General features: G+C 67.6%; 18 protein-coding genes. 15 read left to right on the plus strand and 3 right to left on the minus strand.

Going from position 1 to position 18,912, the window contains the following annotated elements:
- The first annotated feature begins 15 nt into the window (after positions 1-15).
- From rsmD to RT456_RS06475, 6 genes are all read left to right on the plus strand, one after another.
- Entirely contained in the window at positions 16-621 is a 606-nt protein-coding gene (gene rsmD / locus RT456_RS06450) for a 16S rRNA (guanine(966)-N(2))-methyltransferase RsmD (protein WP_313344187.1), read from the plus strand.
- Between the two features lie 7 nt (positions 622-628).
- On the plus strand, positions 629-1,138 hold the full coding sequence (gene coaD / locus RT456_RS06455) for a pantetheine-phosphate adenylyltransferase (protein ID WP_313344065.1): 510 nt from the start codon (positions 629-631) through the stop codon (positions 1,136-1,138).
- A 49-nt stretch (positions 1,139-1,187) separates the two neighbouring features.
- On the plus strand, positions 1,188-1,679 hold the full coding sequence (locus tag RT456_RS06460) for a hypothetical protein (RefSeq protein WP_313344067.1): 492 nt from the start codon (positions 1,188-1,190) through the stop codon (positions 1,677-1,679).
- Between the two features lie 127 nt (positions 1,680-1,806).
- Positions 1,807-2,088 (plus strand): YfhL family 4Fe-4S dicluster ferredoxin, encoded by a 282-nt coding sequence (locus tag RT456_RS06465; protein ID WP_313344069.1) that lies wholly within the window; start codon positions 1,807-1,809, stop codon positions 2,086-2,088.
- Positions 2,085-3,821: a gamma-glutamyltransferase gene (gene ggt / locus RT456_RS06470; protein WP_313344071.1), complete on the plus strand. Its 1,737-nt coding sequence runs from the start codon at positions 2,085-2,087 to the stop codon at positions 3,819-3,821. The genes RT456_RS06465 and ggt overlap by 4 nt, the downstream gene beginning before the upstream one ends.
- Positions 3,822-3,935: 114 nt before the next feature.
- Positions 3,936-4,823: an MBL fold metallo-hydrolase gene (locus RT456_RS06475; protein ID WP_313344073.1), complete on the plus strand. Its 888-nt coding sequence runs from the start codon at positions 3,936-3,938 to the stop codon at positions 4,821-4,823.
- 137 nt (positions 4,824-4,960) lie between these two features.
- Here RT456_RS06475 and upp read toward each other — a convergent pair whose 3' ends face one another.
- A complete protein-coding gene (upp, locus tag RT456_RS06480) occupies positions 4,961-5,596 on the minus strand; it encodes a uracil phosphoribosyltransferase (RefSeq protein WP_313344076.1) in 636 nt (211 codons plus the stop codon).
- Between the two features lie 157 nt (positions 5,597-5,753).
- On the opposite strand from upp, the gene RT456_RS06485 reads away from it, so the two are divergent.
- From RT456_RS06485 to RT456_RS06500, 4 genes are read left to right on the plus strand one after another with little or no spacing between them, the layout of a single operon-like run.
- Positions 5,754-8,303: a TonB-dependent receptor gene (locus tag RT456_RS06485; RefSeq protein ID WP_313344079.1), complete on the plus strand. Its 2,550-nt coding sequence runs from the start codon at positions 5,754-5,756 to the stop codon at positions 8,301-8,303.
- Positions 8,303-9,391 carry a phytase gene (locus tag RT456_RS06490; RefSeq protein WP_313344082.1) on the plus strand — a complete coding sequence of 363 codons (1,089 nt, stop codon included), beginning with the start codon at positions 8,303-8,305 and terminating at the stop codon, positions 9,389-9,391. Before RT456_RS06485 ends, RT456_RS06490 begins: the two co-directional genes overlap by 1 nt.
- Positions 9,392-9,396: 5 nt before the next feature.
- The gene (locus tag RT456_RS06495; RefSeq protein WP_313344189.1) at positions 9,397-10,767 is read left to right on the plus strand and encodes a metallophosphoesterase family protein; all 1,371 of its coding nucleotides are present in this window, start codon (positions 9,397-9,399) and stop codon (positions 10,765-10,767) included.
- 20 nt (positions 10,768-10,787) lie between these two features.
- Positions 10,788-11,417, plus strand: coding sequence for an inorganic diphosphatase (locus RT456_RS06500; RefSeq protein WP_313344085.1), 630 nt, complete (start codon positions 10,788-10,790; stop codon positions 11,415-11,417).
- A gap of 322 nt (positions 11,418-11,739) precedes the next feature.
- Here the strand turns inward: RT456_RS06500 and RT456_RS06505 are convergent, their stop codons facing one another.
- On the minus strand, positions 11,740-12,816 hold the full coding sequence (locus RT456_RS06505) for a catalase family protein (protein ID WP_313344087.1): 1,077 nt from the start codon (positions 12,814-12,816) through the stop codon (positions 11,740-11,742).
- A 207-nt stretch (positions 12,817-13,023) separates the two neighbouring features.
- Here RT456_RS06505 and RT456_RS06510 point away from each other — a divergent pair, with 207 nt between their 5' ends.
- Both RT456_RS06510 and RT456_RS06515 read left to right on the plus strand, forming a co-directional pair.
- Positions 13,024-14,433 carry a deoxyribodipyrimidine photo-lyase gene (locus tag RT456_RS06510; RefSeq protein WP_313344089.1) on the plus strand — a complete coding sequence of 470 codons (1,410 nt, stop codon included), beginning with the start codon at positions 13,024-13,026 and terminating at the stop codon, positions 14,431-14,433.
- Between the two features lie 117 nt (positions 14,434-14,550).
- Positions 14,551-15,246, plus strand: a complete 696-nt coding sequence (locus RT456_RS06515) for an OmpA family protein (RefSeq protein ID WP_313344091.1) — start codon at positions 14,551-14,553, stop codon at positions 15,244-15,246.
- A gap of 179 nt (positions 15,247-15,425) precedes the next feature.
- Here RT456_RS06515 and RT456_RS06520 read toward each other — a convergent pair whose 3' ends face one another.
- Positions 15,426-16,448, minus strand: a complete 1,023-nt coding sequence (locus RT456_RS06520) for a LysR family transcriptional regulator (protein WP_313344093.1) — start codon at positions 16,446-16,448, stop codon at positions 15,426-15,428.
- A 141-nt stretch (positions 16,449-16,589) separates the two neighbouring features.
- Between RT456_RS06520 and RT456_RS06525 the strand changes: the two genes are divergently transcribed.
- From RT456_RS06525 to RT456_RS06535, 3 genes are all read left to right on the plus strand, one after another.
- Positions 16,590-16,817, plus strand: a complete 228-nt coding sequence (locus RT456_RS06525; protein WP_313344096.1) for a hypothetical protein — start codon at positions 16,590-16,592, stop codon at positions 16,815-16,817.
- Entirely contained in the window at positions 16,814-17,587 is a 774-nt protein-coding gene (locus tag RT456_RS06530) for an SDR family NAD(P)-dependent oxidoreductase (protein ID WP_313344099.1), read from the plus strand. The genes RT456_RS06525 and RT456_RS06530 overlap by 4 nt, the downstream gene beginning before the upstream one ends.
- Before the next feature lie 97 nt (positions 17,588-17,684).
- Positions 17,685-18,890 carry an efflux RND transporter periplasmic adaptor subunit gene (locus RT456_RS06535; protein WP_313344101.1) on the plus strand — a complete coding sequence of 402 codons (1,206 nt, stop codon included), beginning with the start codon at positions 17,685-17,687 and terminating at the stop codon, positions 18,888-18,890.
- Positions 18,891-18,912 lie beyond the last annotated feature (22 nt).

Here is an 18,912-nt window from a genome sequence, read left to right on the forward strand (position 1 = left end):
CTCTACAATGCACCGATGAAATCTCGACCCTCTCCTGCGGCGGCCACCGGCCAGGTCCGCATCATCGGCGGCAAGTGGCGCAACACCAAGCTGCCGGTACCGCTGGCCCCCGGGCTGCGACCGAGCAGCGACCGGGTCCGCGAGACGCTGTTCAACTGGCTGATGCCGCGCCTGGGCGGGGCCCGGGTGCTGGACCTGTTCGCCGGCAGCGGGGCGCTGGGCCTGGAGGCGGTCTCGCGCGGCGCCGCGCACGCCACCCTGGTGGAGAAGGACGCGGCGTTGGCCCGTCAGCTGCGCGACTCGGTGGGCCGGCTGGGAGCGCAGGCGCAGGTCGAGGTGGTCCAGGCCGATGCGCTGCAGTGGCTGGGCCAGCGTGCGGCCGGGCAGGCCGACCTCGTCTTCATCGACCCGCCCTTTGCCGATGGCCTGTGGGAGGCCGTGCTGGCGGGGCTGGGGCCACACCTGGCCGCGGACGCCTGGCTGTACCTGGAATCGCCCGCCGGGCAGACCCTGCGGGTGCCCGCCGGCTGGCTGCTGCACCGCGAGGGGGCCACCCGTGAGGTCCGCTTTGCCCTGTACAGGCGCGCCGCTGCTACACTTTCACCAGATCAGAACGCGTAGCTTCCGCATGACCGTAGCCAACCGCCGCATCGCCGTATACCCGGGCACCTTCGATCCGATCACCAACGGTCACATCGACCTGGTGAACCGGGCCGCGCCGTTGTTCGAGAAGGTGGTGGTGGGGGTAGCGCAGAGTCCCTCCAAGGGGCCGACGCTGCCGCTGGAGCTGCGCGTACAGCTGGCGCGCGATGCACTGGGCCACAACCGCAATGTGGACGTCATTGGTTTCGATACCCTGCTGGCGCATTTCGTACGTTCGGTGCAGGGCGGGGTCCTGCTGCGCGGCCTGCGCGCGGTGTCCGATTTCGAATATGAATTCCAGATGGCGAGCATGAACCGCCACCTGATTCCGGAGGTCGAGACGCTGTTCCTGACCCCGGCCGAGCAGCACAGCTTCATTTCGTCTTCGCTGGTCCGCGAGATCGCCCGCCTGGGCGGCGACGTGTCCGGCTTCGTGCCGGCGTCCGTGCTCGAGGCGCTGCGCAGGGTCCGCGAAGCGAAGTCGGGCCAGTCGTAAAACCCGTCAGATCCACACATACCAAGAATCACCAAGAGGGAGGAATTCCATGAACAACACCATGCGTGCCATGTTGATCGCGTCGTTCGCGCTGGCCTTCACCGCCTGCAAGAAGGAAGAGGCCGCTCCGGTCGCCGAAGCCCAGCAGGCGCTGGTCGCCCCGGCCAAGGACGACGATGCGGGCTGGAAGAAGTACCTGCAGTCCGTGGCCGTGCAGAACATGGGCAACATCACCAACAGCCCGTTCCTGTACTACCTCTCGCCGGAATCGGATCCGGAGTTCCAGGCCAAGTACGAGCGTCAGGTTGAAAGCGCCACCAACGCCGTCGCGCGTGGCGTGCAGCCGGGCAACATGCTGGCCTTCGGTTCGTCTGCCTCGGGCAAGATGGCCGACATGATCCAGGCCGTGTTCAAGGACGTGTCGCCGGACTCGATGAAGGGTGTGCGCGTGGTGTTCATCGGCCTGGCCGCTGACAATGCCCGCGTGCAGTCGATCATCCAGCCGACCGGCGCCGAGTACATCTTCGTCGAAGCCAAGTAAGCCGTGCCCTGGCGGCCGTGCCTTCGGGTGCGGCCCGGGCGGTGTCCGCCAAGGACGCCGCCGTTGACCGGCCCGCGCGCATGCGCAGGCCGGTTTTCCTCTGCCGGCACTGGCGTGGAGTAACGCCATGTCGCTGAAAATCAATGAGCTCTGCGTCAACTGCGACGTATGCGAGCCCGCCTGTCCCAACCAGGCCATTTCGATGGGTGACACCATCTACGTGATCGACCCTGCACGCTGCACCGAATGCGTGGGGCATTTCGACGAACCCCAGTGCGTGGTGGTCTGCCCGGTGGAGTGCATCGATCCCGATCCGGACATCCCGGAAACCCAGGAAGCGCTGCTGGCCAAGCTGTTTGGGCTCCAGCGCGATCATCCCGAACTCTATGCGGAGTCTGCGCCCGAATGAACACCCCCTCCCGTCGCTGGTTGCTGCTCGTCCTGTTGTGGACGCCGGCGCTGTGGGCCGCCGAGCCCTCCCAGGCCGCGCTGGCTCCCCATCCCGAAGGTGCGGCCATCGCCAGTGGCCACCATCTGGCCACCGAGGCCGGCATGGAGATCCTGGCCCAGGGCGGCAATGCCTTCGATGCGGCGGTGGCGGTGTCGTCCACGCTGGCCGTGGTCGAGCCGATCAGTTCGGGGCTGGGTGGCGGTGGGTTCTTCCTGCTGCACGATGCGACCACCGGCAAGGACATAATGCTGGATGCGCGCGAGACCGCGCCGGAATCGGCTACGCCCGAGGCATTCCTGGACAGGAAGGGTGAGCTGGACCGCGACCGTTCGGTGAACGGCCCATGGTCGGCCGGCATTCCGGGTCTGCCGGCAGCGCTGGTGGAGCTGTCGGCCAAGCACGGCAAGCTCCCGCTGCAGGCCTCGCTGGCCCCGGCGATCCGCATCGCGCGCGAGGGCTTCCCGGTGTACGCGCGCATGGCCAAGGGCTATGCCTCGCGCCGCGAGGTCATGGAGCGCTATCCCGGAACGCGCGAGGTGTACCTGCGCAACGGCACGCCGATCGCCGAGGGCGACATGTTCCGCCAGCCCGAACTGGCGGCAACACTGGAGCGGCTGGGCGCCCAGGGCTTCGACGGTTTCTACCGTGGCCAGACCGGCAAACTGCTGCTGGCCGGGGTGAAGCAGGCCGGTGGCCGCTGGACCGCCGAAGAGCTGGCCGGTTACCGGGTCAAGCAGCGCGAGCCGATCGTGTTCCATTACCGCGACTGGAAGATCACCACGGCCTCGCCGCCGTCGTCGGGCGGCATCGCGCTGGCCTCCATGCTGCAGATCCTGGAAGGCTGGGACCTGAAGTCGATGGACCCGGCGCACCGCACGCACCTGGTGGTGGAGGCGATGCGTCGCGCGTTCCGTGACCGCACCTTCTTCCTGGGCGACCCGGACTTCGTGCAGATCCCGCAGAAGGTGCTGACCAGCCGCGACTACGCGCAGGGCCTGCGTGCCACCATCCACCCGGAGAAGGCCACGCCCAGCGACCTGCTGTCGGGCAATCCGACCCCGCTGGAAGACGACGAGACCACGCACTTCTCGATCATCGACCCGCAGGGCAACCGCGTCGGCGCGACCCAGACCGTGAACCTGCTGTACGGCTCGGGCCTGATTCCGTCGGGCACCGGCGTGCTGCTCAACAACGAAATGGACGATTTCGCGCTGAAGCCGGGCACGCCGAACGCCTTTGGCGTGATGGGTTACGCGGCCAACGCACCAAAGCCGGGCAAGCGCATGCTCAGTTCGATGACGCCCACCTTCATGGAGTCCAGCGACAAGGTGGTGGTGCTGGGCACCCCGGGCGGCAGCCGCATCATCACCATGGTGCTGCTGGGTGTGCTGGGTTACGACGACGGCCTGACCGCACAGCAGGTTGCCGCGCTGCCGCGCTTCCACCACCAGTGGCTGCCGGATGTGATCGACGCCGAAAGCGGTGCCTTCGACGCGGCCACCATCAAGCAGCTGCAGGCCATGGGTCACAAGATCGACCTGCCTGGCGACAGCGCCGAAGGCGGCCGTGGCTCCAGCCATGTGTGGGGCAACCTGCAGACCGTGGAATGGAACCGCCGCAGCAACGCGCTCAGCGTGGGCAGCGACAAGCGCAACCCGGTCGGCTCCGGCGCCATCGCGCCCGCACGGTAACGCCCGTTGGCCGGCAATCACGCCGGCCTGGAAAACACGAAGACCCCGCCACGGCGGGGTTTCTGCGTTTTGCACATAGCGAATTATTAACGCCCGTCGCCGGATAATTTACCGATGAAACTATGGTCCATCCGCGGTAACTCACAAAAGCTCGACGGCGGTGCGATGTTCGGCAACGCTCCCCGTGCGGTCTGGGAAAAATGGGCGGCACCGGACGATCTCAATCGGATCGAGCTGGCCTGCCGTGCACTGCTGGCCAGTCCGCTGGCGGGCAAGACGGTGCTGTTCGAAACCGGGATCGGCGCCTTCTTCGAACCGAAGCTGCGTGACCGTTACGGCGTGCAGGAGCCGAGCCACGTGCTGATCGAGTCGTTGCGCGAAGCCGGCTTCGAGCATGAGGACATCGACGTGGTGGTGCTCAGCCATCTGCACTTCGACCATGCCGGCGGCCTGCTGGCGCCGTGGAGCGAAGGCCGCGATGCGGAGCTGCTGTTCCCCAACGCGACCTTCCTGGTCGGTGCCGAACACTGGGAACGCGCGCTGCATCCGCACCCGCGCGACCGCGCCAGTTTCATTCCCGAGCTGCCGCAGCTGCTGCGCGACAGCGGCCGGCTGGAAATCGTGCAGGGACCGTATTCGCGCACGCTCGGCGAGAGCGTGCGTTTCAGCTTCAGCGATGGCCACACCCCGGGCCTGATGCTGGCCGAGATCGTCGGCCCCGAGCAGAGCGACGGTCAGTCGCGCGGAGGCGTGGTGTTCTGTGCCGACCTGATCCCGGGCCGCTCGTGGGTGCACGTACCGATCACCATGGGTTATGACCGCAACGCCGAACTGCTGATCGACGAGAAGCGCAGCTTCCTCGAGGACAAACTCGCGCGCAACGTGCACCTGTTCTTTACCCACGACCCGCAGGTCGCAATGGCCCAGGTCACCCGCGACGAGAAGGGCCGTTTCGGCACCGCCCACGAGCAGGGCGAGTTGAAAGCAAGGGCCCTGGCGTAGCGCCACGCCATGCGTGGCTGCGACCCACCGCAATCACACCGGCAGACCTCCACGGCCCACCGGATAAAACGGGGACGTACCCCGTTAATCGACTTGGCCGCAACCCCCGAATTAACGGGGTACGTCCCCGTTTCGTTCTAGCCCGCCACGCGCGTTCCGAAAATCCGGTCGCCGGCATCGCCCAGGCCCGGCAGGATGTAGCCCTTCTCGTTGAGCCGGGCGTCGATGGCCGCGGTAAATATCTCCACATCCGGGTGCACGGCCTGCACGGCGGCGATGCCTTCCGGCGCGGCGACCAGGAAGATGCCCTTGATCCGGCGCGCGCCCGCACGCTTGAGCATGTCGATGGTAGCGATCAGGGTGCCGCCGGTGGCCAGCATCGGGTCCAGGATCAGCGCGTCGCGCTCTTCCAGGCGGCCGGTCAGGCGCTCGAAGTAGGGCACCGGCTGCAGCGTTTCCTCGTCGCGCTGCAGGCCAACCACGCTCACCCGCGCCGCCGGAATCAGCGACAGCACGCCGCTGAGCATGCCCAGCCCCGCACGCAGGATCGGCACCACGGTGATCTTCGCCCCGGCAATGCGCTGGACCGTGACCGGACCGGCCCAACCGGCCATGGTGTGGGCCTCGGTGTCGAGGTCGGCGGTGGCTTCATAGGCCAGCAGGCCGCCGAGTTCGTTGGCCAGCTCGCGGAAGTCCTTGGTGCTCAGGGACGCGTCGCGCATCAGGCCGATCTTGTGCTGCACCAGCGGGTGGCGGACTTCGACGATTTTCATGGGAATGCCAACAAAACGGGGAGGGCACCATTTTGCCGCACCCGCGCTGTACCGGGCCAGCGGCATCGCCTGGCCCTCGCCGTCGCCACCGGTGTCATGCCCGTGCAACCTCGCGGACATACCGTGCTGACCCAACCTTTACACCGTTGGGGATGCTGTGCAGAAGAAATCGCCGTTGGGGCTCGCCATCAGCCTGTCATTGCTGGTCCTGTCCACCGCGCCTGCCGTGGCCGCCGCGAGTGGGGACCTCGCCGGCGCTGCGGCGGCCACCGAGCTGGACCGCGTTGAAGTGCGCCCGCAGCTGGAGTCGCAGACCCGTGCGGTCGACCTCAAGCGCAGCAGCGATGCGATCCAGGACGCGGTATCGTCCGACGCCATGGGCGTGTACCCGGACAAGAACGTGGCCGAATCGCTGCAGCGCCTGCCGGGCGTCAGCGTCACCCGCGACCAGGGCGAAGGCCGCTTCGTGGTCGTCCGCGGCCTGGATGCCAACCTCAACAGCGTCAGCGTGGACGGCATCGCCATCGGCACCCCGGAAGATTCCAGCCGCGCCGCGCCGCTGGACGTCATTCCGTCGGACTCCACCGAGCGCCTGCGCGTGGTCAAGTCGCCCACCCCGGACATGCCGGGCGACGCCATCGGCGGCGCGATCCTGGTGGAATCGGCATCGGCCTTCGACCGGGACGGGCGCAGCCTGCGCGGCAAGATCGAGGCCAGCCACCAGGACCTCTCGGGCCACACCAGCCCCAAGGCCGCCTTCAACTACAGCGAAGTCTTCGCCGATACCTTCGGCGTCGCGTTGGGTGTGAACTACCAGAACCGCACGTTCGAGTCCGACAACAGCGAAGTGGAGTACGCCGAGTTCGATGGCGGCGACGAAGACGATCTGTTCGCCACCAGTCTGCAGCACCGCAAGTACGAGATCGAGCGCAAGCGCATCGGCGCCAATCTCAATCTCGACTGGCGCCCGAACGAGGACAGCCAGTACTACCTGCGCACCCTGTACAGCCAGTTCGACGATGCCGAAACCCGCCAGCGCACGATCTTCAACTTCGGCGATGGCGAGGTCACCGCACTGGGCAGCAACCAGTACCGCGTCGACGACCTGCCGGCCGATGCGATCCAGAAGCGCATGCGCTACCGCACCAAGAAGGAAAACACCTTCGCGGCCAGCCTCGGCGGCGAGAACCGCCTGACCAATGCGGTGCTCGATTACAAGATCGGCTATACCCGCACCGAAGAACGCGTCAACGACGAAATGGAAGCGCGCTTCGAATACAACGGCGACGACCTGGCCGCCACCGTGGACCAGAACAGCGGCATTCCGCGCTACACCCTCAGCGATGCCAGCTGGATGGACAACGGCAACTACGATTTCGACCGCTTCGTGGTCTCGCCCAAGCGCGTGGACGACAAGGAACACAGCGCGCAGGTCAACATCCGCTTCGACGGCGACAACAGCAGCTACAAGTTCGGCCTGCTCGGCCGCTGGCGCGACCGTGACGTGGATACCGACGAGCGCGAACTGCGGGTTGGCCCGGACGTGGCCCTGTCCGACTGGACCACCTCGACGCCCGATCACCGTGGCGGCAGCCTGGGGCAGGGCATGAGCTCGGACGCCATGCGCCGCTACTGGGCGCAGTTCGGCAGCCAGTACAGTGCCCGTCCGCAGGATGTCGGCGGCAATGCGATCACCTCGCTGGAAGAGGACTACACCGCCAGCGAAGACATCTTCGCCACCTACGCCATGGGTACGTGGGACGTGGGCAACCTGCGCGTCATCGGCGGCGTGCGGGTGGAGAACACCCGGTTCCAGGCCACCGGCAACCGCGTGGATGTGGCCGCCAACGGCCGCAGCTACACCGTCACCCCGCTCAGCGCCGACCGCAGCTACACCAACGTATTGCCCGGCCTGCACCTGCGCTACGACGCCGGCAGCGACTGGGTACTGCGCGCGGCCGCCAACAAGACCGTATCGCGCCCGTCGTTCGGCGACATCGCCCCGCGCATCGGCTACAACCGTGGCGACGAGGAAGTGCGGCTGGGCAACCCGGAACTGGATCCGTACGCGTCCAAAAACCTTGACCTCTCCATGGAACGCTACATCGGCAGCACCGGCATTCTCTCGCTGGGCCTGTTCCACAAGTCCATCGACGGCTACATCGTCAACACGGTCAGCGACAGCGATCCGGACTACCCGGGCTTCGAGGTCACCCGCGTGATCAACGGCGACAAGGCCAAGGTGTACGGCGCCGAGTTCAACTGGCAGCAGCAGCTGAGCTTTCTGCCGGCGGGTTGGGACGGCCTGCTGGTCGGCGCCAGCGGCACCTGGCTGGAGACCGACTTCAACCCGGGCCTGGACGGCCGTGCCGACGACGACTTCACCCTGCCGCGCGCCTCCAAGCACGTCTACAGCGCCCACCTGGGCTATGAGAAGGCTGGCTTCAGCACCCGTATCGCGGCCGTGTACCGCAGTGAATACCTCGACACGCTGGGCGACAGCCGCGCGTACGACATCTACGTGGCACCCAACACCCAGCTCGATTTCAGCCTGGACTACAAGATCACGTCCAACGTGAGCGTGTACTTCGAAGCGCAGAACCTGCTCGACAAGCCGCTGGAGCTCTACCAGGGCGTTCGTTCGCGGACCCTGCAGAATGAAGAGTACGGCCGCACCTATGCGCTGGGCCTGAAGGTGGCGCTGTGATGCGCGCACGCCCCGTGATCGGTCTGCTCACGCTCGCGGTGCTGGCCGGCTGCACGCCGGCACCCGTGGACCCGGCGGCGGCCACCACCGGCCGCGTCGTGGCCACCGTGGCCGAGGCATTCGTGACCCCGATGACACCCGCCGACAACATCGACTCGCCGGCCAGCTGGACCACGCCGGAGGGGCAGGTATGGCTGATTGCCACCGCCAAGGCCACCGACAAGCTGGTGGTGTATGACGGCCAGACCGGTGCGCACCTGCGCGATGTGGGCAGCACCGGCACGGCGCCCGGCCAGTTCGGGCGACCCAACGGCATCGCCGTGGTCGACGACCTGGTCCTGATCGTGGAGCGCGACAACCACCGCGTGCAGGTGCTGCAGCTGCCGGATTTCACGCCGCTGGGCAGCTTCGCCACCGACGACCTGCGCAAGCCGTACGGGCTGTGGGTCAACAAGCAGGCCACCGGCTACGACGTGTACGTGACCGACTCGTACGACGCGGGCGAAGACGCGCAGGGCAACGACGTGCTGCCGCCGCTGGCCGAGCTGGACAAGCGCGTGCGTCGCTATGCGCTGCAGGTGAAGGACGGCACGCTCCAGGCCTCGCTCGCCGCGAGCATCGGCGACACCGGTGAAGCCGGTGCGCTGCGCGTGGTCGAATCGATCTGGGGCGACCCGGCCAACGACCGCCTGCTGATCGCCGAAGAAGACGAAACCTACGCCAGCGAAATCAAGGTGTACTCGCTGGAGGGCACGTTCAGCGGTACCACGTTCGGTCGCGATGCGTTCAAGGCGCAGGCCGAAGGCGTGATGCTGCGCACCTGCGGCAAGGACGGCTGGTGGATCACCACCGAGCAGGGCAAGCAGCGCAGCGTGTTCCACCTGTTCGACCGCCACACGTTCAAGCATGTGGGCGCGTTCCAGGGCAACACGGTCGCCAACACCGATGGCATCTGGCTGAGCCAGGCGGCGTCGCCGCGCTTCCCGCACGGCGCGCTGTACGCCGTGCACGACGACCAGGGCGTGGTCGCGTTCGACTGGGCCAGCGTGGCCAGACAGCTGTCGCTGCCGCTGGAGTGTGCGCCTTGATCGGCGTGCACGCCTGCGCCCGCGCACTGGCCGTGGCGCTGCTGCTCGCCAGCGCATCCGTGTCGGCTGCGCCAGAGGGCACGGCCGAGCCCAACACCCAGGTGCCGGCGGGCAACCGCCACTACGCCGCCACCGGTTTCCCGGACCGCATCGTCGCCTCGCCCGCGCAGGATGCCGCGCGCGGCTTCGCCGTTGCCTGGCGTACCGACACCACCGTGACTGCGCCCGTGCTGGAGTGGGTGGTCGCTGGCGATTCGCCCGATGTCGGCACGCCGACCCGCGTGACGGCCGTGACCACGCCGCTGGACACCGAGCTGGGCCGTTCGCACCATCACCGCGCCGACGTGGTCGGCCTGGCACCCGACACGCTGTACCTGTGGCGGGTGCAGGGCAATGGCACGTCGGGTGCCTGGAACCAGCTGCGCACCGCCGGTCGCGCAGAGCAGCCGCTGACCCTGTTGTACTTCGGTGACACCCAGAACAAGAACCTCAGCCATGTGTCGCGCGTGCTCCGTGCGGGCCTCAAGGCCGCCCCCGAGGCACGCCTGAGCCTGTTTGCCGGCGACCTGGTCAGCGGCGGCGATGGCCAGGACGACAGCGAGTGGGGCGAGTGGTTCGCCGCCGCCGGCTGGCTGCCGCAGGAAACCGCGGTGGCCCCGGCCATCGGCAACCACGAGTACGTCGAGGAGTTCGAGGACACCCCGCAGGAACGCCGTGTGCTGGGCCGGCACTGGCCGGTGACGTTCGCCCTGCCGCGCAACGGCGTGACGGCGGCCGACACCAGCACTTACTGGTTCGACTACCAGGGCGTGCGCATCGCAGTGCTCGACGGCACCTCGGCACTCGACCTGGGCACGGCGCAGGCGCAGGCGGCGTGGCTGGACAAGGTGTTGCGCGACAACCCGCACCCGTGGAGCATCGTGCTGCTGCACCAGCCGTTCTATTCCCCGCGCGAGGGGCGCGAGAATGCCGAACTGCGCGATGTGCTGCTGCCGGTGGTGCGCCGCCACAAGGTGGACCTGGTCCTGCAGGGCCACGACCACACCTACGGCCGGCGGGGCGAGGGCCAGGACGCCACCCCGCAGTACGTGGTCACCGTGGCCGGTCCGAAGCAGTACCGCCTGTCCGACGAGGCGCGCGCGACCATGGCACCGGTGGGCGAAGACACCCAGCTGTACCAGGTGCTCACAATCGATCCACGCCACCTGCGCTACGAAGCACGGACGGTGACCGGCAGGCTGTACGACGCGTTTGAACTGAACCGGTCGGCGGACGGCAGCAAGCGCAGGACCGAACTGACCGAGGGCCGCATCGCCCCCCGCGACTGCACGCGCACCCAGACCCTGAAGGGTCGCGCGGACCGTTGCTGGGAATGACGTGTCGTAACGGAGCTCCCATGAATCGCACGCTTCCGCTCATCGCCCTGGCCAGCGCACTGCTCCTGCTCACCGGCGCCAGCCTGGCCAGCAACGCCATCCTGCACCCGTTCCTGGCCGCGCAGCCCAGGGAAGCGCCCGAGGAAGCCAACCTCGCGGTGGAGATTCCCGCCGGCAGTTTCACCAAGTACGAGATCAAGGACGACGGGCTGGTCCACGTGGACCGCTTCCAGTCCATGCCGGTCGCGTACCCGGCCAACTACGGCTCGATGCCGCGCACGCTGGCCGGCGACAACGATCCGCTCGACGCGCTGGTGCTGACCCGTGAGCCGCTGCATCCGGGCGTGATCGTGCGCTTCCGCCCGATCGGCTACCTCAGGATGATCGACAACGGCGAGCACGACGAAAAGGTGATCGGCGTGCCCACCGACAAGATCGACCCGACCTACGCCGACATCCGCGACCTGCAGGACCTGCCGTTGATCGAGCGTCAGCGCATCGAGGCCTTCTTCCGCGTCTACAAGGACCTGCCCGAAGGCCGCAACCCGGTGCAGCTCAACGGCTGGGGTACTGCGGCCGAGGCGAATCTGCTGATCCGCGCGTCCATGCAACGGTTCGACGAACAGCAACGGCGCGCCAAGGGCGATTGAAGGGCTGACCCGCGGCGAGGCACCGACGCCGGCTACACGGAGGTGTACGACACCCGGCTGGAGTACCGCCTGATGGCCGGTGCAGGCATGATACGGCCACCGCGCCGTAGAGCCACGCCCTGCGTGGCTGCGACGGCCCATGACGGGCTCCCGCACGCGGCAGCGTGTGGCGTGTCGAAACGGCGGTCAGGCGTGCCGCCTTTCGCCTCCTTCAACGCTGTGGCGGGCCACGTAGAAGCGATGACGCAATGCGCTCAGCGAGGAGCTTGGCGTGTTGCCACCCCGCAGCCACGCAGGGCGTGGCTCTACGGCGGGCATGGTGTCACGTCGGTTCGTGGATGGGACAGCGGTTGAACTGCGCGCGGAACTGGCGTGAGGCGGCCATCACCACGCGGCGCGCGCGGTTGAGGCTGCCCAGAGGGCGGTGTGCGGCCAGCGCATGCCACGGAGCGAACGCCAGGCTGTCTTCGTTCGCTTCAGCCTCCGGACTCCACGACGACTGAGCGCCCACCGTCAATCGTCCGACAGGCAGGTACGGGCTGAGATCTTCCGGCCAGACCACCGAGGCATCTTCAATCGGCATGCGTTCCAGGTCGCGGCACAGCTGCACGCGCAGTTCCCACTCGGCCAGCGCGTCGGGCTGCGCGAAGAATGCCGCGATCGCATCGCGCTGCGTATCCGGTGCCGAGGTCAGCGTTTGCCCGCTCAGTGCGAGCAGCGCGGGTGAAATCGGCCGCCACGAGAACTTGGCGATGAAGGGACCATAGCGGAACGGCACCTGGGTGAAGAACGTCTCGCCCAGGGGATGGTGCTGCGGCTCGCCGCCCAGTGCCTTCAACGTGGCGCTTTGACCGCCGACGGCTTCCAGCGCCGCCTCGGTACCGCGCAGGGTGGCGGACAGCACCTGCTTGGTGCGCGGCATGCGTTCGGTGGTGGCGGCCAGCAGCTTGGCCGAGCGCAGGAAGCCACGGATGCCGGGCGTGTTGAATGCCGGGCCGTTGACCATCAGGAAGTCCTGGCTGTGCAGCTCGTCGCCGCCTTCCACGCGTTCGCCCGGCACGTCCAGGATCTTCACCGCCATCGCGCGCGGGGTCGATACGGTGTCGGGCAGCTGCTCGGCCGGCGGTGACGAGAGGCGAACAAGTGCGTTGTACTCAGCCGGTGCCGCAAACAGGCCGTGGCGCAGCTCCGACGCCAGCCCGTCCAGCACGCGGAAGCGCCCCCGCAGCAACGCGTGGCCCTTGGCATGCACCGCACGGTGGGCGTGGCCTTCATGCTCGGCGACGACGCCGGCCATGTCGGTGAATACCTTCGCCAGTTCGGCGATGGTCGCGTCCTCGTCGGCGTCGCGGTGTTCGACGTCGGTGGAATAACCCACGGCGGGCAGGATAGGGGGCATGACGATGGCATCCAGGACATGGGGAGAGGGGAGCAATCACGCCCATGACCGGTGGCCTTGGCAACGTGCGGCTGGGGCAGGTCACACCTTGTCGCGGGTGGCGTGCAGGGCGGGTGCAGGCGGCATGGCGGTGGCGCGAAGGGCGCGTGTGTCCCCTTCACTGCCGGTCGTTATCATGTGGGCTCATTTCAAGCGTGGGCGGTGTCCGTGTCGGTAGCTCTGGTCTGGTTTCGCCGCGATCTTCGCCTTCAGGACAACCCGGCGCTGCAGGCCGCACTCGACGCGGGGCATACCCCCGTGCCGGTCTACATCCATGCACCGCATGAGGAAGGGCAGTGGGCACCGGGCGGCGCCTCGAATGCATGGCTGCACCGCTCGCTCGCGGCACTCGATGCCGATCTGCGTGCCCGCGGCTCGGCCCTGGTGCTGCGCCAGGGTGACAGCCAGGCGGAGCTGCAGGCGCTGATCGACGCCACCGGCGCGGTGGCGGTGTACTGGAACCGCAAGTACGAACCGGCCACGCAACCGCGTGACGCACGCATCAAGCGCGAGCTGCGCGAGCAGGGCATCGATGCCGGGAGCCACAACGGCAGCCTGATGTTCGAGCCGTGGGACGTGGCCACGCTGCAGGGCGGGCCATACAAGGTGTTCACTCCGTTCTGGCGCAACGCGCTGACCCGCATGCACCTGCCGGCGCCCGTCGCGCTGCCGGACGCGCTGCCGGTACACACGGTCCAGGGCGGTCCCCTGGACGCGTTGCAGCTGGCACCCACCCTTGGTTGGGATCGGCAGTTCTGGGACCACTGGCAGCCGGGCGAAACAGGCGCGCAGGAGGCGCTCGGGGTGTTCATCGACGGCGCATTGAATGGCTACCGGCAGCAGCGCGACCTGCCGGATCGGGTGGGCACGTCGCTGTTGTCGCCGCACCTGCATTTCGGTGAGATCTCGCCGTGGCAGATCGTGCGGCGGTTGGAGCAGGAGCGCAGTGCGAGCCGCGATGCCGACATCGACGGCTACATCCGCGAGCTGGGCTGGCGGGAGTTTTCGTACCACCTGCTGCATCACTTCCCGCAGACGCCGGAGGACAACCTCAATCCACGCTTTGCGACGTTCCGCTGGGCCGCGCCCAATGAGGCGCAGCTGCAGGCCTGGCAACAGGGTCGCACTGGCGTGCCCATCGTCGATGCGGGCCTGCGCGAGCTGTGGGCCACGGGCTACATGCACAACCGCGTGCGGATGATCGTGGCCAGTTACCTGTGCAAGCACATGCGCCAGCACTGGCTGCATGGCGCGCGCTGGTTCTGGGACACGCTGGTGGATGCAGACCTGGCCAACAATACGATGGGATGGCAGTGGGTAGCCGGCACCGGCGCGGACGCGGCGCCGTACTTCCGCATCTTCAACCCTGTCACCCAGTCGCAGAAGTTCGATCCGCAGGCGCGTTACATCACGCGGTGGGTGCCCGAGCTGGCGGCGTTGCCGGTGAAGGCGCGGTTCGCGCCCTGGCAATCGCCGGCGTTGCTGGCCGAGTCGGCACCGGGTTATCCGGCGGTACCGCTGGTCGATCTGGCGACCGGTCGTGACGCGGCGCTGGCCGCCTATCGGCACACGGGGTAGAGACAGCAACCTGAATGAACTGCCGAATATGTGCGTGTTCATCATGTCGGCATCGCGTCTGCGTGTTTATGCTTCTGGCCGTTCGCACGCCGACCGCCGGCAACTAGGAGAAAACACATGATCCGACCCGCACCCCGCAACGTGGCCCTGGCCCTGATGACCGCAGCCGCCCTGTCGGCCTGCGCCACCGGCGGTTCCTATGTGCAGAGCGACCCGTACGGCAACCCGACCGAGCAGCAGAGCCGCACCGGCCGCAATGCGCTGATCGGTACCGCGATTGGTGTGGCCGCAGGCCTGCTCACCGGCGACAGCGCCACCGAGCGCCGCCAGCACGCCATGGTGGGTGCAGGTATCGGCGCACTGGCCGGTGCCGGTGTGGGTGCGTACCAGAACAAGCAGGAGCGGGAGCTGCGCGAGCGCACCGCCAACACCGGCATCGACGTGCAGCGCCAGGGCGACAACATCGTGCTCAACCTGCCGGACGGTGTGACCTTCGACTTCGGCAAGTCCGCGCTGAAGCCGCAGTTCTATGGCGCGCTCAACGGCGTGGCGAGCACGCTCAATGAGTACAACCAGACCATGATCGAAGTGGTCGGCCACACCGACAGCATCGGCAGCGATGCGGTCAACAACAAGCTGTCGAAGGAGCGCGCCGATTCGGTGGCGTCGTACCTGACCGCGCAGGGCGTGCAGAGCGTGCGTATAGAAACGCTGGGCGCTGGCAAGGCGTACCCGATTGCCGACAACAGCACCGATGCGGGCCGTGCGAAGAACCGCCGCGTGGAGATCCGCGTGATTCCGTTGCAACAATAAAACGCGCCCGCGCGTTTTATTGCATTGGGTCGGCAATGCCGGCGCAATGCGAAAATGCCGCCCCACTGGGCGGCATTTTCTGTAATGCCGACTGGGTAGAGCTGACTGTTAGTCAGCTGCCTTCCCGTCCGGAGAGCAGCCGACCAACAGTCGGCTCTACCCAGCCGGCTACCCTCGGGTCATGCCGCCGTCACCGTCTCCAGAATCCGCTTCCCGGTCTCCTGCAGCTCCGCTTCCACCTGCGTCTGCTGCTGCTTGGCCAGCTTCGCGGCCGGGCACTGCGCCAGCATGTAGTTGGCGTCGAAGTTCAGCTTCTCCACCAGGAAGTCGACGAACGCGCGCACCTTCGGCGATACCAGCCGGCCACCGGCAAACACCGCGTTGAAATCCACTTCCGGCCCGGTCCAGCCGGCCAGCACGCGGCGCACCATGCCCGATTCGACGAATGGCTTGGCCATCACGTCGCCGGTGAGCAACAGCCCTTCACCGCAGACCAGCGCGCCATTCAGCGCGGACGGATCGTTGGCCACCAGCAGCGGGTTGACCGGGAAATCGCGCAGGTCGCCGCCGTTTTCGCCCAGCTGCCAGAAGAACCGGTTGTTGTTGAGGTTGCGCGCCTTGCGCATTGCCAGGATGCGGTGGAACTGCAGCTCGTCCGGATGCAGCGGCTCGCCGTAGCGTTCGATGTAGGCCGGGCTGGCGAACACCTGCGTGCGCAGGCTGCCCAGCTTGCGCGCCACCAGGTTGGAGTCGGGCAGGGTGCCCACGCGCAGCGCCAGGTCCGCCTCGCCTGCAATCAGGTCCAGCTTCTCGTTGCCCAGATGCATGTCCAGCTGGATCTCCGGGTACTGGGCATGGAACTGCCCCAGCAGCGGTGCGATCCAGGTGATGCCGATCGAGTAGGGCACGGTGAAGCGCAGCCAGCCGCGCGGGCCGGACTGCAGCTGGTTGACCGCACCCTCGGCTTCTTCCAGCTCGCGCGCGATGCGCTGGCAATGCTCGTGATACACCGACCCGGCCTCGGTCAGGCCCAACCGCCGGGTGGTCCGGTGCAGCAGGCGCGCGCCCAGGCGCGTCTCCAGGTCCTGCACCTTGCGGCTGACAGTGGTCTTGGGCAGGCCGAGCGCATTGGCGGCGGCAATGAAGCTGCCTTGCTCGACCACCTTGACGAAGATCAGCGTGTCGTTGAGATCGTGGGCCATAACGGGATCCGATTCGGGGTGGGGGTAGGGTGCCCGAAAGATTGTGCCGGGTACGGGACGATTATTCCCCTTAATCCGGACTAATCAAGGGGGTGTTTGAGGACTAATCTGGCGCCATTCCCGAATTGAAGGACGCCAACCATGTGGTTGCGCAACATTCTTGGCCGCGTACTCAGCGGCCGCACGCCCTCGCTGGAGCTGGCCCTGACCGTTGAGAAGCGCCCGTCCACCTTCTCCCGCAAGGCTTTCCGCGAGTTTACCCCTCCCGCCAACATGCAGCGTGGTGGCAGCCTGAGCTTCGGCGCCCGCCATGGCGGTCAACTGGGTCGAATTGGGATTATCCCGACGACGGGAGTTAAAGTCCCATGAGTGGGACGCTGGCCCCCGAGGTGCTGGTGCTTGGCGGCACCGGCAGCGTCGGGCAGGGCATCGTGGCTGCGCTGCTGGAGGCCGGCAGCCCGGTCCTGGTGGTTGGCCGCGATCCCGGTCGGCTGGCAGCCCTGCAGGACCAGTTCGCCGATGAGCCGGGGCTTGAGACCCTGTTGGGCTCGCTTGGCGATGACGGGTCGGCACGCACCGTGGCCGAGCGGATGGGCGCCCGCCGGCGCCCGCTTGCGGCCGTCGTCGATGCGATGGGCGGCCCGTACAACCGTGGTCGGGTCACCGACCGCAGCGGCGATGCGCTGCTGCAGGCGCTGCAGGCCGATGTGATGCCCCACGTGCATGCCGGCCGCCACCTGCTGCCGTTGCTGCGCGGTGGCGCGCACACCCGCCGCTATGTGCTGGTCGGCGGGCCGGCGGGCTTCAAGCCGTGGGCCGGGCACGGTGAGTCGTCCATCACCATGTCCACCACGCGCATGTACGCGCAGGTGCTGCACCAGGAAGCGCAGGCGCTGGGCGTGCGCGCGCAGATGCTGGAAGTGTGCAACCCGGTATGCACCCCGACCAATGCGGCCAACGCCTGCATCGAATGGCCGAGCGCGCTGCTGGTCGGCCGCCGCCTGGTGTCGCTGCTGGACAACTGTACGGACAACCGCGCCATCGTCCGGTGCGACGCGCGCGATGCCGAACTGCCGCGCGGCCTGCTGCACCTGGACGCACTTCCTCCGCTGTCGCACAACACCGCCGGCACCGCTTGACCTCTACCAAGGTTCAGGTCTCAGGCTACCCACCCACGTCGCCCCGCACGCACGTCAGATTTCGTATCACCCCCCTTTCCGTACACGGATGCATGTCATGACCTCCCACATTCCCACTCCCTCTCGTTTCACCCGACGGCTGGCCATGGCCGGCGTGTCGATCCTCGCCGCTGCCGTGCTGGCCGCCTGCAGTGGCGGCCACGCCGAAGAGGCCGGCATGCCGCCGCCGCCGTCGGTCAGCGCCGCGCCGGTGCTGATCAAGCCGGTCAGCCAGTGGGACGACTTCAGCGGCCGCGTCGAAGCGGTGCAGAGCGTCGAGCTGCGTCCGCGCGTGTCCGGCTACATCGACAAGGTCAACTACGTTGAAGGCGAGGAGGTGAAGAAGGGCGATGTGCTGTTCACCATCGACGCCCGCAGCTACCAGGCCGAGTACGACCGCGCCCGCGCCGAACTGGCCCGCGCCCGCACCCAGTCCACGCTGGCCCGCAGCGAATCCGACCGCGCCAAGAAGCTGTCCGACCAGCAGGCCATCTCCACCGAGACCTGGGAGCAGCGCCGTGCCGCCGCCGACCAGGCCGGTGCCAGCGTGCAGGCCGCGCAGGCCGCGTTGGATGCGGCGGCACTGAACCTGGAATTCACCAAGGTGCGCGCCCCGATCAACGGCCGCGCCGGCCGCGCGATGGTCACCGCGGGCAACCTGGTCACCGCCGGCGACAGTGCCAGCGTGCTGACCACGCTGGTGTCGCTGGACAAAGTGTTCGTCTACTTCGATGCCGACGAAGGCACCTTCCTGCGCTACGCACAGATGGCACGCAAGGGCGAGCGCCCGAGCGAGCGTGACAGCGAGCTGCCGGTGAAGGTGGGTCTGTCCGGCGAAGACGGCTTCCCGCACGAAGGCAAGGTCGACTTCCTGGATAACCAGGTCACCCGTAGCACCGGCACCATCCGCGTGCGTGCGCTGCTGGACAACGCCGACCGTGCATTCACTCCGGGCCTGTTCGCCCGCGTGCAGCTGCTCGGCAGCGGCGAGTTCCAGGCCGTGCTGATCGACGACAAGGCCGTGTTGACCGACCAGGACCGCAAGTACGTGTACGTGGTCGACAAGGACGGCAAGGCGCAGCGCCGTGACATCACGCTGGGCCGTACCGCCGAAGGCCTGCGCATCGTCCAGCAGGGACTGAAGGCCGGCGACCGCGTGATCATCGATGGCGTGCAGAAGGTCTTCATGCCCGGCATGCCGGTGCAGGCCAAGGCGGTTGCGATGCAGCCGGCCGCGGCTGCTGCGCCTGTCGCATTGAATTAAAAGCAGCCGACCGACGGCAGCC

The organism is Stenotrophomonas sp. (assembly GCF_032099025.1).
Lineage (GTDB): Bacteria > Pseudomonadota > Gammaproteobacteria > Xanthomonadales > Xanthomonadaceae > Stenotrophomonas.